Below are 14,542 nucleotides of genomic sequence, written 5' to 3'. Positions count from 1 at the left end.
ACGTTATTATGTGCCACCGTTCAAAGGCAGCAATCGTGCTGAGTAAAAAGTAGAGTAAAGTTATTATGATCAGTGCATTTGATATGTTTAGTATTGGCATCGGCCCATCGTCTTCACACACCGTAGGGCCTATGCGTGCATCACGTTTATTTGTTAACGAACTACAACAACAAAAGCTATTAACCGATGTCACCAGTATCAAAGTCGAATTATATGGCTCTTTGGGTCAAACAGGCATTGGCCACGGCTCAGGTAAAGCCGTTATTTTGGGCCTTGCCGGTTATGATCCAGAAACAATTGATGCAGATTTAGTCGATGACATACTTGCCAAAATCGAAAATGAGCAAGTTATTTACTTAAATCAAGTCCATAAAGCCAAATTTCCAAAGCAAGGAGCAATTGTATTTCATCGCCGCAAAACCTTGCCTAAGCACTCTAATGCTATGGAGATCATCGCATACAAAGGCGACGAAAAGCTCCACAGTAAAGTGTATTACTCAATTGGCGGTGGCTTTATTGTCACCGATGAAGAGTTTGAAAATGAAAAACAAGCAGCGTTAGATATTCGCGAAGAAAACCCAGCCCCTTATCCTTTTGGCAGTGCCAAAGAATTACTCGAAATGTGTAAAGAGTCAGGGTATAGCGTATCAAGCTTGATGATGAAAAATGAAAAAACCTTGCGCACTGAAGATGAAATCAAAGATGAACTTTTCAATATTTGGCAAGTAATGAAAGCCTGTATTGAACGCGGAATGCGCACTGAAGGGATTTTACCTGGTGGTTTAAAAGTAAAACGCCGTGCACCAAGCTTATACTTAAAGCTCAATATTGAAGTCAGTAACGATCCACTTCGAGCGATGGACTGGGTAGACTTATTTGCCCTTGCGGTTAACGAAGAAAATGCCGCAGGTGGCCGCGTTGTAACAGCCCCAACCAATGGCGCAGCAGGAATTTTACCTGCGGTACTGATGTACTATCATACGTTTATAAAAGAAGTGGACCGTGATATTGCTACCCGCTACTTACTAACAGCCGCTGCAATTGGTATTTTATATAAAAAGAATGCCTCAATTTCAGGCGCTGAAGTAGGCTGCCAAGGCGAAGTCGGCGTTGCTTGCTCTATGGCCGCTGGTGCACTTACTGAAATTGTCGGTGGTAACGTAGTACACGTTGAAAATGCCGCTGAAATCGGTATGGAGCATAATCTCGGCTTAACCTGCGACCCAGTAGGAGGTTTAGTACAAGTACCGTGTATTGAACGAAATGCCATGGGGGCAATTAAAGCGATTAATGCCTCTCGTTTAGCTATTCGTGGCAGTGGCGAGCAAAAAGTATCACTCGATAAAGTGATAAAAACCATGCTCGATACTGGTAATGATATGAAAACCAAGTACAAAGAAACTGCTCGTGGCGGTTTAGCTGTGAACATTATTGAGTGCTAATGTTTAGTAGGATCAAAAAAGCCGCAAACTGCGGCTTTTTTGATTTAGTAAGTCGCCTTTATTTAACTGGCAATTCAATATCTGCAAATAACTTGTCTACATCTTCTTGATTACGTAATAAACTCGCTCTTTCAACTCGTTCCTTAGTTAAGTGCGGTGCAAAACGTTCAATAAAGTCATACATATAAGTACGTAAGAAACTACCTTTTCTAAAGCCAATCTTAGTTGTACTCGCCTCAAATAAATGACTTGCGTCAATACAGACTAAATCGGTATCTGATATTTGATCTATCGCCATAGAAGCGACTACACCCACACCTAACCCTAAGCGTACATAGGTTTTAATAACATCAGCATCGGTTGCAGTAAACACGATATGCGGTTCAAGACCTTGCGCATTAAATGCCTTATCAAGTTCAGAACGGCCTGTAAAACCAAATACATAAGTAATTAATGGATACTGTGCAATATCTGCAACAGTGAGTGATTCCGCTTTTTTGGCAAGTGGATGATCTTTAGCCACCACAATACTGCGGTTCCAGTGATAACATGGCAACATCACCAAATCAGAATACAAATGTAGAGCTTCTGTGGCAATGGCAAAGTCGGCATCTCCGCGAGCCGCCGCATCGGAAATTTGTTGTGGCGTACCTTGATGCATATGTAACGATACTGCCGGATACTTTTTCATAAAGCCTTGGATCACGCTCGGCAACGCATATCGCGCTTGTGTATGCGTAGTGGCAATATTTAATTTACCTTGATCTGGTAATGTATGCTCATTGGCAACCGCTTTGATCCCTTCTACCTTAGAAAGAATTTCGCGAGAAATATTAATAATTTCAGTGCCAGCACTTGTAACGTGAGTTAAATGTTTACCACTTCTGCCAAAAATTTGCACACCCAACTCATCTTCTAACATACGAACCTGTTTAGAAATACCTGGTTGTGAGGTAAATAAACTTTCAGCTGTTGCTGAAACATTTAGTTTATGATTTTGGACTTCGACAATGTATCTGAGTTGTTGTAATTTCATGGCTGCAATTTTTAGTGTAGTTATACTGCTTATTTATAAATGCTACATCGCGTCAAGCCAAGTGTTTTCTAATTAATAATAGAAAAAGGCTCTTTAGGTTCAGCTTTATAAGGTTATGTCCTTAGGCTAGCATAAACCCTCGGATTGAGGTAGCCATCTTTTTGACGTAATAGAAAAATCATAATATATGTAATAATAAATACTGATAAAGTAAATTCTTTTCTTACATAAAACGCGCAAAACTATCCAGTTAGCGTATATTTAATGTAAGATACAAAATTATTAGCTTGTGAAACCTGAGATTTAAACCATGATCGTTTCTATTATAATTATGTTGATTGTTGCACTCATTGTTATTGCCCTGTGGGTCAGTGCGGTCCAACAACATAAAGAGAAACAAGAAACCGAACGTCGCAAAGATTTAACGAAACAAAAAAAGATCATTGAAGAATCAGAAGACGTGCTCCTAAACAGCGCTAATATCCCAATGTCTGAGCATATTTTACGTATTGTTCAGCGCCGTATTCATGATGCTTTAGTTACTATGGTGCAACTTTCTCCCAATTCAAAAGAGTTAAAAAGCCGCTTAAATGAAGCAAAAGAGCGTTTAGGCAACCAACTCGATGCAACAAATTCAGAAACTCTAGTCCTTCCTGACAACGACAAGCAATTAATAACATTGATCCAAGGAATAAAAAAGTTACGTGCAGTACTTCGCTCTGAGCATGGTAAAGGTAAGGTTGATAGCCAAGTTTTTGTTGCTGAAGATAAGCGTTTAGAAAAACTGCAATTAAGAATTAACATAGAAAGTCAAATTAAACGAGGTATCTCTGCTCGCTCTGCCAACATGGTTGGATCTGCGCGTCAATACTTCGAAAAAGCTTATGCAACGGTATCCGCAGTCGCCTATAGCGATGACTATATCACCAGTAAACGTCAAGAATTAGAAGGCTACTTAGAAGCCATTAGTACAGAATTAAAAGCATCAAATGCAACGGCTAGAAAGAAAAAAGCCGAACAAGAACAAGACGATTTAGATGTGTTATTTGCGCCAAAGAAAAAGTGGTAAGCCACTTTTTCTTTGCATTAATAATAAAAAACTAAGTTACGATAAAAACGCAAATTTAACGATAAACATAGCCGTTAAAACCCAGACACTGACACTTACTTCTTCACGCTTACCGCATAATACTTTCACCGCTGTATACGAAATAAAGCCAAGTGCAATCCCGTGCGCAATAGAGAAAGTTAATGGCGTCATAAGCAATACTGCACTGACCGGAATAGCATCTGTCATATCATCCCAATTTACAAACTTAAGATTCTGCAACATTAATACCGCCACATATAAAATAGCACCTGCAGTAGCGTAAGCTGGTACCATTTGCGCCAGTGGTGCAAAAAACATCATTAATAAAAAACATACACCAACCACAACCGCAGTTAAACCAGTACGACCACCCACCGAGACCCCAGCAACTGATTCAATGTATGACGTTGTTGTAGAAGTACCCAACATAGAACCCGCAATAGTCGCGGTGCTATCAGCACTAAGGGCACGGCCTAAACGTGGCATATTACCCTTTTCATCTGCTAAACCAGCCTTTTGAGTGACAGCCACTAAGGTGCCAGAGGTATCAAACAAATCAACAAACAAAAATGCAAAAATAACACTCAACATTGACAGTTCAAACGCAGCTGCAAAATCAAGTTGCATAAAAGTAGGTGCAATTGAAGGTGGCATTGATACCACACCTTGGTACTCAACCAAGCCTAAGCCAAGCGCTATTAAAGTCACCGCTAGAATACTGATTAACACGCCACTTTTAAAATCACGATACAGCAGTGCAGCAATGACAAAGAAGCTAAAAATAGCCAATAATGGCCCTGCTGCTGTAATATCCCCAAGTTGAACTAAGGTTGCAGGACTTGCCACAATGATCCCAGCATTCTTTAGTGCAATTAACGCTAAAAATGCGCCAATCCCCGTAGCTATTGCTTGCTTTAAAACCAAAGGTATTGCATTAATGATCCACTCTCTGACTTTAAACAAACTTAAAAATAAAAAGATACAACCCGACATAAACACCGCACCTAATGCCGCCTGCCAGGTATAACCCATGCCAAGTACCACGCCATAGGTAAAAAACGCATTTAGCCCCATACCAGGAGCCAGCGCTAGCGGATAATTAGCCCACAGGCCCATAATAAAACAACCAATCGCTGCAGCAATACAGGTTGCAACAAACGCAGCCCCCTGATCCATGCCAGCTTCAGCTAACATAGCAGGGTTTACAAAAACAATATAAACCATGGTAATAAAGGTCGTAAGGCCAGCAATACATTCACGGCGCACTGTTGAATTGTGCTCGCTAATTTTAAATAACGCATCAAGCATAAATGGATTTCATTTTAGATAAGAATAATTGTGTAATTTTATCATATATTTCAACAATAGCAGGACAATTTACCTTGTATTGAACTAAACTTACACGGTAATAGACAACAATAAATACGTGGCACTATGACAGATACCTCGCCCATTGGCTTAGATTTAGAACAACAGCTAGATAATGTTTTATCGTTTATCACGCAACCAAACAGCAATTCACACAGTGATACTAAAGCTGATACACCAGACAACACAGTGAATAAAGCACTGTATTATTTAAAAAATGAACAACCTCCCCTTGCGTCAAAATGGATGAGACTCGCCGCAATGGCGGGTAATCATCGCGCACAATTTTACATGGGGTTATTTTTTATAAAAGGTCAAGGCGTACCACAAAGTGTATTTCATGGTGCGGTATGGTTAAGTCTTGCCAGTAGCCAAGGTTATGATCCTGCGACAAGTGCTTTAACAGATTTAAGAAAGCACATATCAACTAAGCGTTTTCAAGATGCAAAGTGCTATGCTGCTACACTGTATGAACAAATTCACCAACAGCAATTTAAACATTTAATTCCTAAGGCTCCATAACGCGAACTATAACAATTAACGCTAATTTTAGCGCTGCTAAGTTTCCACTTAAAAACTAAAGTAACCATACCACTGTGCTGTACCAGGAAACGATTTATTTAAGTGCAGCAATTGCGTTGTGATACTCATCACTTTTTAAAATAGTTAAAAATGCCTGAATTTTTTCAGAGCGATGTAAATCACCATGAGTCACAACCCAATTTTCAAAGTCCCATTGAATATGAGGTAAAACACGACTTACATTACCGTGCAGTTGTGAAAACTGGCACTGCATAAAGCCAATACCAACTCCATTTACAATGGCGTGTTGCAGTAAATTTTGGTTATTACTGGTACATACAATTTGCGCTGGTGGCACAACCTCATTAAACCATTTTACAATAGCTAAACGCTGTGGGGCTTCGTCGGCTAATACAAATTGGTGTTTTGTTAAGTCAGCTTCGTGATTAGGTATACCATGCTGTTGTAAATAGCGCTCACTGGCGTAAAGGCCAACACTGAGCGTACTAAAAGGCAGCACCACATAATTGTCGTCTTGTGGCTTAGCTCCCGTGCGGATTGCCACATGCGCTTGACCATACTCCAATTTCATCAATTCAGCACTGGTAAGCCAACGAATGCGTATTTTCGGGTGTTTTTGACTAAACAACTGTACGGCGGGCATTAACAAATGGGCTAAAGCATCTAGCGATGTTAAAATAAACTCCCCTTCTAGCTCGCCTTGCTGGCTTTTAGCGCGGCGTGCAAAGTCGTTAAATTGTTCATCGGTTAATTTTGCAACGCGCAGTAAATCTTCGCCCAATTCTGTTAACTGGTAACCTTTACCGTCTCGCAAAAACACCTTTGCGCCTAACTCATGTTCAATCACGTCTAAATGTCGAAGAATGGTCGCCCGGTGCACACCCAAAGCTCTTGCCGCCCCACTAATACTGCCTGTTTGAGCAACAAAATAAGTGGTTCTTATTTCACTCCAATGTTTCATATCGCCTCAATGTATAATATACGCACACCTAGATACAATTATCGCTCATTGTCGCATTTTTTGTACACTCTACAATAGCCTTATAACATAAAAATTAACCCAACTTTTAGAATGAGCCTACAAATGAATACAACAACGCACACGCTAATTATTGGCGGGGGCTTCGCCGGCGCCACTTTGGCGCAAGAGCTAGCAAAGTCGAACATTGCAACGACGTTAATCGACCGAAAAGATTACTTTGAAGTCACTATGGCAACACTGCGTAATATTGCAGACTACGATAAGGTTAAAGACACACCCAGAATACGCTATCAAGATTTTATTTCGGATGAGTTTATTCAAGCCACTGTTACTGAATTAACCGAAAACACTGCACAACTCGAAAATGGTCACTCTATATCGTTTCAACAAGCTATTATAGCTACAGGATCAAGTTATCCATCTTTTTCGATCGCTAAATCTAACCATGCATTGACTTTAGAGGAGCGAAATCAAGAGCTAAAAAATGCTTCGCTTGAATTAGCGAAAGCAAAATCGGTTCTTATTATTGGCGCAGGTGCTGTAGGTGTTGAGTTGGCGGGCGATATTGCATATAGCTACCCTAATATAAATGTAACGTTAGCTGATTCATCGGACAGTGTGCTGGCCAGCTACAGCAAAAAAACCCAACAAAAAGCCACCAAACAATTGCAAGCACTGGGTGTAAACATACAAACAAACCACTATTACCAACATCAAAACGACACGTATATCGATAAACACACAGGTCACCAACTTAACGCAGACATTACCTATATCGCCGTTGGGGTCAAAGCCAACTCACAGTTTATGCAAGCCCAGCTTAACAAATGCCTAAGCGAGCACGGTCTTATTAAGGTCAATAGCGATTTTCAAGTTACAGGCACCAGCTCGTTATGGGCAATAGGCGATGTAGCCAACTTAAAAGACTTAAAACTGGCCGCAGCCGCAATGCCTCAAGCAAAAGAGCTAGCCGCAAACCTAATTGCTAAACAGCAAGGTAAAAAAACGAAGGCGCATAAACCTATGCCGGAAATGGGGCTGATCCCTATCGGACAAAAAAAAGGGTGGCGCAAATACCTCTTTTTGGCACTGTTACTTGGCAACCCCTAATAAACTTTAAAAATAAAGATTTGCTTATTAATTATGTATTTAAGGGATTGGCTATTAAAGATATTTAGTGAGTAACGTCACTCATACCAGCTCAAAGCGACAGTTCCCAAGGGTTAAGCCACTGTAACGAAGTAATACAAATGGTACACGCGTATTACTTTTTACCATACAGCTTAACCATATTGGGTCTGCTGAGCGCTAAGGCAAAGCTAATAAAGGAATATAAAGTTTATCTATTGCTTAGCAGTTACTAAGCCTGTTGTTAATTACACAGTACTCACACCAGCACCATATACACTGCTCGTTTGCTGATTCAGCATTTCAGCCTGTTGCCGTGCTACGTTCAAACCCAACCTTTATGAGAAAGATCTAAACTAGGTATGACCACCCTCCTCTACAGCCCTTGCTACGAAGACTCTCTATTTAAAATCTGTGAACAGTAATTCCAGAATGACTTGAGAAAGTACAATAATGTTCTTTCTCATGCACAGCTGGAATCTGTCAAATTTATCATTGAAAGCTGGAATGAGGAAAATTAAAATTACAACAGCTGTTATTTCAGTAATTGTGTCAGAGGGCAACGTAAAAGCTCCATCTTGCCAGTCCGTATATAAACAAGAGTTTTTCCGGTCATTTTTAAAATCAATACCAGCAAAAAGTACTTCGAGTGGTAAACCTTGCCTTTTACACTGCTGACCGAACAACGTTGTTGATATTGCTGAAACATTAACCAATTTTTGTTTATGATCTTTAAACCTACGATTGATTTTTTTCCAATCAACCTTACTCCTGCAGATACATCGACCAATAGACGAAATAACATGACGCTCTTTCCAAACTCTTCTCGAGCAACTTAACTAGCACATTATTGGTATTTGATAGCTTCTTCCCTAACACGATGAGCGGATGAGCTTTTTTTACCCAAACCGAGCTTAAGCAATAACGTGTTTATCAAATTCATGTTTTTACTGAATACCAAATTAAAATAGCGTCATATTTTTATATGAGCATTATTAGGTACATTAAAACAATAACTATTTTGATGAATTACCAGCCATTGCGCTTCGCACTATTGAGTAAGTAATTTAATCCACTCACCTGCGTTTGACACAATAAATTGATATTTATTTCCATCACTTAATACGATCTCAATCGCATCGTGTGTAAAAGGAAAAATGCCCGCAACTTTACCTGTGCATTTACTCACCTTCACAATTTCACGTCGTGAAAAGGTGTAGGGCCCTAGCCCAAATTTCGTGTTAAATGGAGTAAAGGTTAAATCGCTACCGGTTAACGTAAACTTACCGTCAGCTTTGATAGCCCCTCTTTGAATGGTGGCCGTTATTGATTTGATTACTACTGCTTGCATAATCGTATTCCTTTATATAGCTCTTAATGTGTCAGTTTTGCTGCTTTTAAGTCATTACCAAGTGACGACTTTTAACCTCGCTGTATTACCTTTTTATTGGTTCGCCTACCATTGAGTAGTGCGCCCAACCACGTATTTTTTACTATTAATAAATAACTTATTTGACCTATAAGTAATGTAATAACCACGCTAACTATAAACTTTACTAAAACTGGCAAATTAGTATTAATTAATGGCATCTGTATATAAATCAACACAGGAACATGGATTAAGTAAATCCAGTATGAAGAATCTGAGACGCTACGACTAAACTTACTTTCATAATTTAAAAAACGATGCCCAAGTAAAAACGCCATAGCTGTTAACAAAATGATGCTCATGACTTGCAGAACAACATGCAGCGCGTGTTGTTGCTTTACTGCAAAATGCCCCGTGCTTGCAGCGTTAATTACTTCATCGAGAGTAGCCGCTACTGGTAACAAAGCAAAATAAGCAATAAGAGATAAAGCCGCACCAACGATAATAGGCCATAAATATATGTGATATGAGGAAAGTTTATGCTGCTTTTTATAGATCCCCACCCCTAACCAATAAAAACTGCCGTAAAACCCATACGACCACAACTGAGGCGTGAGTTTATCGGGCGCAGGAAATGGAATAGGTTGCCCCATGAGTGACAGCGTTAATAAAGTAGGAAGCGCCCCCCACAAAAATAACGGATTATAACCAAGCCCATCAAGCTTACCCCCTAACAAGTTACTCTTTTTTAGCAGCCAATGTATCAAGCAAAACTGAAATAAATTCCACAAAAACCATAAATGCATGGTGCTAATGACAGGCTCTTTAATGACTTGAAACACAGCAAATATCGGTGGTATTGGTTTAGCTATACTGGCCCCAAAACTCAAGGCATGAAAATAAACCGCAAAACCTAAAGGTAAAAAAACAATAAAAGGCAATAAAATATGTTTACTGCGATGGCGTAAAAAATGCTGGCTACTCGATTTAGCAATTAACAATGCACTGCAAAACCCTGCAATAATAAAAAACAATGGCATACGAAATAAGTGCAGAGAATGTGTGATGTAGTCAAATAGACGATGTGTGCTTGGATCAGCCGTAAACCAAATATTGCTAAAAAATGGGCTGTAAGCCAGTGCAGCATGAAACACAATACCGAGCAATAGTGCGAGGCTTCGTAAATTATCAATGTAGTGTAATCGACTTTCTTTATTCATTAATATGCCCAACTATTATCCTGCGTTAATAAAAGCATAAATTAATGAGTAAGCGTGGGACTAGTCACAAAACTCATAGCCAACGCTATGACAGATGTCACTGTTTTTACAATGCAAGTTCTGTAATAATTGCTAAAAAACATGGCTGTAGTAATGGAATCAAACATACGACATACAACCGATTGGCGTTTCTCAACATTGGCCTCTTGGCTGGGTGTTACATCAGCGTGTGCATATTATGCAAACTCTGAACTAGCACTGTATTTACAAATTTTGGTGAGTAGCTCTATATTAGCTATTTTGCTCTATGTATTAAAACAGCCCAACAAATATGTTTATGGTGTGGCGGTAAGTTATTTTCTGCTCATATTAGCAATGATGCAACTTAGCTCAACGTCCTTAGTTTTTATTCACTTGGTTATGTTTACCGCTGTTTTTAGCCCTCACTTTTCACTGCCTAAAATACTGGCTTGTGTTGTAGCCGCCATGCTAGTTTATGGTCTAACGCATTATTCGCGCTGGGAAAATGGCATACCTTGGATCACCTTTACTATTTGGTTTTTCTTTTGTTTGATGAATTGGTTTGTCAGTCGCCGGATTGTCGAAAGTTTAAATACACATTACCAATCCCAACAAAACTACAAAGAGTTAAAAGCCACACAACACATGATGGGCGCCATGCATGCAGCGCAAGAGCGACAAAATATATCACGCGAGCTCCATGACTCACTCGGCCATAAACTCACCGCGCTCAGTATTAATTTAGATTTTGCTAAAAGAGCAGCAAACGAAGCAACCGTTGAAACCCTGTCTCTTTGCCATCAACTTAGCCAAGAAGTGCTGGCAGAGGTGCGCGAAATCGTTTCAGCTCAGCGCAATGACAAAACAATACTCAAACAAGCACTCGAAGCCATTTGCGAACTGACACCTAATTTACGCTGCGATCTCCAGCTAAGTAAGGAGACAGAGCAACTCCCTCAAGACTATGCCCTGTGTGTATTACGGTTTAGCCAAGAGATGATCAGCAACACACTTAAACATACCAAAGCAAACCACTTTACTTTGCATGTAGGTATATCTCACGTTGACCAACACCCTCTGTTGATTGCAAAAGCGTATCACAATCAACCAGAAGCCAACTTACCAAAACAAGGCAATGGGTTAGCAGGGTTAAATGAGCGAATGACACAGTTTGGCGGTGAATTTTCACAACATCTTGAGCAAGAAACTCTGATCAACACCATGACATTACCACTAAATTTAGAAGAAAATAGCCATGATAAAGTGCCTACTTGTTGAAGATCAGACCTTAGTTCGCTTAGGCCTCGCTAATTTACTTAACCTCGATAGCGCCATTAATATTGAAGCCCAAGCTGAAGATGGCTTGCAAGCGCTTGCCCTATTAGCAGAGCATAGCGTTGATATTGTTTTACTCGATATGAGAATGCCGAATTTAGATGGGCTCGGCGTACTGCTAAAAATGCGTGAAAAGGGTGATAAAACCCCCGTGCTGATCATTACCACATTTGAAGATTGTGATGTATTAGTCAAAGCCCTTAACCTTGGAGCTCGTGGGTATGTGCTTAAAAATATTGAGCTTGAAGAACTCATTAGCGCTATCAAGCAGGTCGTCGCGGGTGAGCGAGTCTTACAAAGTGCGGTAACTGATTTTTTACTCAAAAAGCAACTAAGCCCTCAGCTCTGCTTAACGGACAAAGAACAAACCGTATTACAGTGTATGTCTTTAGGCATGTCGAACAAAGTGATTGCCAAAAAGTTAGATAATTCTGAGGGGACTATCCGCAATCATGTGTCACAAATTCTTGCCAAATTAGACGTAAAAGACCGCACTCAAGCCGTTATAAAAGCCATAAATCAAAACCTAATTTAATGCGCTAACAGCACCAAATTACTATTTTTGATTAGGGTATATTGATGAACACGAAACGCTTTTTAAGTGCCTCTATTTGTCATCAAGCTTCAGTGGTGCGATTAGCATAAATAAGAGTAAACAAAACCAGCTAATAAACAAACAGGCGACTATCCATGCTAACTTCTCTTGACGTCCCACTTTTTTATGACCTAGCAATGAGTATGATTGGTATCACCCACATAATGAATAAAACAAGCAGCAAGGGAAACCAAGATATAAATATTTGAACAATGTTATCCATCATTTAGTATTTATGCGACAGGCAGTTTATGTTGCATAATCGCTTGTTGAACTGAGGCGCTAGCTGCTCGGTGTGTCAGAGTTGGTGTTGTTTATACTATGGGAGTTTGCTTTTTAAAGGTTCTAGCTAAATCGGCTTACCTATTATAGTTTAAGCTTTCCCTGCATTGCTCAGCGTTAACTATGTATCCATTACACTTAAATTCTACTCAATAAGCAATTATATTTAGTCAATCTCAATGACCAATCGCTCTTAGCCGAACTTCATCAAGGTGCTGAAAGCTTGCCTTTCCGGTTTAACTCACTTCTGTCCAAAAATGAGTTTACCCGATCGTCTGTTTCTCACTCAAACTTGCCTTACGAATTTTAAAATTCTGAGTACTACATACGCAATATCCTGCATAAATGTCGATCACTATATATGCTGTATTAAATACAAAAAAAGATACATTATCGCTTCTGGTTTAACTATTTCATGTTTCAGCCTGTTTGTAGTTCAACATACGAATTCCAACCCCAATGAGAAAAACCCCAACAGGGAACGCAATTACCACCTCTGTAGCCCTTGCCACACCTGACTTTCTATTCCAGATCTGTGAGAAACAATTCCAAAACGACTTGAGAAAGTACATTAACATTAAAAATCGTATAAAAAATTAGCAAAAAACACTTGCGTCAAACAACTGTATAAACTACTGTATACATATACTGTATAAACAACCAGTGAGTGAACATTATGTTACAGCCAATTACTATAAGAACTGTTAAAAGCTACCAACAAGATAATCAAAGTTCATCTGTTAACTTAATTCAAATTGAAGATGAGATCTCAGCAACCTTTGAATTACTTAAAGTATTACACCATTACAATAACCAAAATGCATGGACACTACTCATTGCACCCGATCATGTACCTAGCAAGGCATTGCTTGATTCATGTTCTATTGATACTAGTAAACTACTCGTAATACGCCAAAAACATCTTGTAAACTTAGAGTATGTATTAAACTCGGCATTACATAATGGTAATTTTGCAGCCGTGATCACCTGGACTGACATTGTAAAAGATAATCAAATTGCTGATCTATCGCTAAACTTAGACCAAGCAAGTGCAAAACTATATTGCTTTACTAAAACTCAACAAAGTACAGATATAGCATTGCCGCAATAAGCTGTTAAAATACCGCTTTTCTATCAAAACGATTTTGCATGACTTCACTTACCCACAGTAATTGCTTATGCGGCAGTCAACAAAGTTACCAAGACTGCTGCCAAAAGCTCCATTTAGGCACAGAGCAAGCAAACACAGCGGAGCAACTTATGCGCTCTCGCTACGTTGCTTATGCATTAAAAAACGCCAAGTACATATATCAAACTTATGCTCAAGAAAAACAAACTGAGAACCCAGTCAATGAAATTGCTGCTTTTGCTAACAGCTGTCGCTTTATAAAGTTATCGGTGATCGATGCCGAACAACACGAGTTGACTGCGGATGTTGAGTTTTGCGTTAGTTATTTTTATCAAAATCTATTTTGTCAGCTACATGAGAAATCAAATTTTATTAAAGAGAATGGGTTATGGCGCTACCTTGATGGCGAGATATTTCCAGTTGCGGATATAAAAGTTAGTCGTAATGACGAATGCCCATGCGGTAGTGGAAAAAAATATAAAAAATGCCACAGCGTCTAACCTAGCGCATATTGCTGCTATAAACTTTTTTATGCAGCATAATATCTTCTCTACAACTTAAAAGGTTACTAACGAACACCTTTGCAGAGTTACCGCTGTGTATTTTATTTATGTATAAATTTACAAGCTCAGTTCCCATCTGAATGAATACTGATCACCCTTTTTATACCAATCGTGTTAAGTTACTGACTATTTATAGCGACAGATAAATACAGTGATAACAAGGCATAAATTTTGACATGTAGTTGTTCTCGGCAATTGCTCCTGCATCCATGCAGTCGTACATGAAAAATTTATAACGCAGTTAGCGCTTTATTTAGCCCGCTAGAATGGTTAAATATTTAAGTCGATTGGTATTATCAGGCATTTATGGCTAAAACTTAGCTTTAAGAACAAACAACACTGTTATTTGTTATCTAAATACAGGATTTATATTAAATAGCTCGAGTATTATTCGCATAAAATCTAACACCTCACCTTTCTGATCTTAAGAACAAAAAAA

At 39.2% G+C, this 14,542-nt stretch carries 13 protein-coding genes; 8 read left to right on the top strand and 5 right to left on the bottom strand.

Annotation, left to right across the window (positions count from 1 at the left end; translation table 11 throughout):
* Nucleotides 1-65 precede the first annotated feature (65 nt).
* A complete protein-coding gene (locus KAN5_RS03725) occupies nucleotides 66-1,442 on the top strand; it encodes an L-serine ammonia-lyase (RefSeq protein WP_016707540.1) in 1,377 nt (458 codons plus the stop codon).
* Nucleotides 1,443-1,500: 58 nt separating this feature from the next.
* Here the strand turns inward: KAN5_RS03725 and cysB are convergent, their stop codons facing one another.
* The gene (cysB, locus tag KAN5_RS03720; RefSeq protein ID WP_016707541.1) at nucleotides 1,501-2,478 is read right to left on the bottom strand and encodes an HTH-type transcriptional regulator CysB; all 978 of its coding nucleotides are present in this window, start codon (nucleotides 2,476-2,478) and stop codon (nucleotides 1,501-1,503) included.
* Nucleotides 2,479-2,788: 310 nt separating this feature from the next.
* On the opposite strand from cysB, the gene KAN5_RS03715 reads away from it, so the two are divergent.
* Nucleotides 2,789-3,547: a hypothetical protein gene (locus tag KAN5_RS03715; RefSeq protein WP_016707542.1), complete on the top strand. Its 759-nt coding sequence runs from the start codon at nucleotides 2,789-2,791 to the stop codon at nucleotides 3,545-3,547.
* 36 nt (nucleotides 3,548-3,583) lie between these two features.
* Here the strand turns inward: KAN5_RS03715 and KAN5_RS03710 are convergent, their stop codons facing one another.
* On the bottom strand, nucleotides 3,584-4,876 hold the full coding sequence (locus KAN5_RS03710; protein ID WP_244390525.1) for an NCS2 family permease: 1,293 nt from the start codon (nucleotides 4,874-4,876) through the stop codon (nucleotides 3,584-3,586).
* 126 nt (nucleotides 4,877-5,002) lie between these two features.
* Here KAN5_RS03710 and KAN5_RS03705 point away from each other — a divergent pair, with 126 nt between their 5' ends.
* Nucleotides 5,003-5,458: a sel1 repeat family protein gene (locus KAN5_RS03705; protein ID WP_016707544.1), complete on the top strand. Its 456-nt coding sequence runs from the start codon at nucleotides 5,003-5,005 to the stop codon at nucleotides 5,456-5,458.
* 94 nt (nucleotides 5,459-5,552) lie between these two features.
* Here the strand turns inward: KAN5_RS03705 and KAN5_RS03700 are convergent, their stop codons facing one another.
* Nucleotides 5,553-6,440, bottom strand: a complete 888-nt coding sequence (locus tag KAN5_RS03700) for a LysR family transcriptional regulator (protein ID WP_138554700.1) — start codon at nucleotides 6,438-6,440, stop codon at nucleotides 5,553-5,555.
* A gap of 123 nt (nucleotides 6,441-6,563) precedes the next feature.
* On the opposite strand from KAN5_RS03700, the gene KAN5_RS03695 reads away from it, so the two are divergent.
* Nucleotides 6,564-7,571, top strand: a complete 1,008-nt coding sequence (locus tag KAN5_RS03695; RefSeq protein WP_244390524.1) for an FAD-dependent oxidoreductase — start codon at nucleotides 6,564-6,566, stop codon at nucleotides 7,569-7,571.
* A 1,069-nt stretch (nucleotides 7,572-8,640) separates the two neighbouring features.
* Here KAN5_RS03695 and KAN5_RS03690 read toward each other — a convergent pair.
* Nucleotides 8,641-8,940 carry a hypothetical protein gene (locus tag KAN5_RS03690; RefSeq protein WP_244390523.1) on the bottom strand — a complete coding sequence of 100 codons (300 nt, stop codon included), beginning with the start codon at nucleotides 8,938-8,940 and terminating at the stop codon, nucleotides 8,641-8,643.
* Between the two features lie 71 nt (nucleotides 8,941-9,011).
* Entirely contained in the window at nucleotides 9,012-10,178 is a 1,167-nt protein-coding gene (locus KAN5_RS03685) for an acyltransferase family protein (protein ID WP_244390522.1), read from the bottom strand.
* A 153-nt stretch (nucleotides 10,179-10,331) separates the two neighbouring features.
* Here KAN5_RS03685 and KAN5_RS03680 point away from each other — a divergent pair, with 153 nt between their 5' ends.
* From KAN5_RS03680 to KAN5_RS03665, 4 genes are all read left to right on the top strand, one after another.
* Nucleotides 10,332-11,477, top strand: coding sequence for a histidine kinase (locus KAN5_RS03680; protein ID WP_244390521.1), 1,146 nt, complete (start codon nucleotides 10,332-10,334; stop codon nucleotides 11,475-11,477).
* Complete coding sequence (locus KAN5_RS03675; RefSeq protein WP_244390520.1) at nucleotides 11,455-12,069, top strand: response regulator transcription factor; 615 nt, start codon at nucleotides 11,455-11,457, stop codon at nucleotides 12,067-12,069. The genes KAN5_RS03680 and KAN5_RS03675 overlap by 23 nt, the downstream gene beginning before the upstream one ends.
* A 1,018-nt stretch (nucleotides 12,070-13,087) precedes the next feature.
* On the top strand, nucleotides 13,088-13,522 hold the full coding sequence (locus KAN5_RS03670; protein WP_029216051.1) for a SulA-like leucine-rich domain-containing protein: 435 nt from the start codon (nucleotides 13,088-13,090) through the stop codon (nucleotides 13,520-13,522).
* A 38-nt stretch (nucleotides 13,523-13,560) separates the two neighbouring features.
* Nucleotides 13,561-14,040 carry a YchJ family metal-binding protein gene (locus KAN5_RS03665; RefSeq protein ID WP_016707554.1) on the top strand — a complete coding sequence of 160 codons (480 nt, stop codon included), beginning with the start codon at nucleotides 13,561-13,563 and terminating at the stop codon, nucleotides 14,038-14,040.
* Nucleotides 14,041-14,542 lie beyond the last annotated feature (502 nt).

Source organism: Pseudoalteromonas sp. KAN5 (assembly GCF_022846535.1).
GTDB lineage: Bacteria > Pseudomonadota > Gammaproteobacteria > Enterobacterales > Alteromonadaceae > Pseudoalteromonas > Pseudoalteromonas haloplanktis.
The sequence above is the reverse complement of the archived record's forward strand: the minus strand, read 5'-3'. Positions and strand labels throughout refer to the sequence as shown.